1 protein-coding gene is annotated in these 556 nt (G+C 36.7%); it reads right to left on the bottom strand.

Annotated elements, in window-relative coordinates; translation table 11 throughout:
- The coding region (locus tag QM424_RS09840) for a sialoglycan-binding domain-containing protein (RefSeq protein ID WP_414394560.1) at positions 1 to 556 on the bottom strand (556 nt) is incomplete at both ends.

The following is a 556-nucleotide window of genomic DNA, read 5'->3' as shown; positions in this document are numbered from 1 at the left end:
TCCGCCAAACGTCCTTGTTGAATACCAAATTTCGCTTCATCTAGGTTGGTATCACTTTCATTACCACTTGGATCTACTGCCTTAATTTGTCGCGTCCATTTATTATTTGAATTATATGTTAAGTCATCTTTAACTTTACCTATCGTTTCCCTTGTGGTTTGATCTTGATTTACAATGCTTTCGATTTTAGGTACAGCACCACTTCCATATGTATTGTTAGTGTCATTAAAGAAATTCGTTAACTCATTATCTCCTTGGTTAAAGGTCACTTTTTTCAATTTTCCACTATTGTCAGTAGCGCTAAATTCAACCTTGATGTTATCACCTGCGTAGAACAGATAGTAACCCTTACCATCTTTCTTAGGCTCTTTACCATCGATTGTGACTTTGTAGCTTACATGTGGCTTTTCAGTTTCAGCTGTAATTGCAACTGTTCTTTCATCAGATGTCAACGTTTCCTTTTGACCTGTTACTGGATTATCAAATGCCTTGCTTTGTTTAACTGTTACATTTCCTGTTGGAAGCAAGCCGTTACTGTCTGCTAATTCATTTGCAG

This window comes from Streptococcus mitis (genome assembly GCF_047464945.1).
Taxonomy (GTDB): domain Bacteria; phylum Bacillota; class Bacilli; order Lactobacillales; family Streptococcaceae; genus Streptococcus; species Streptococcus mitis_EA.
This window is presented reverse-complemented; position numbering and strand designations above follow the sequence as displayed.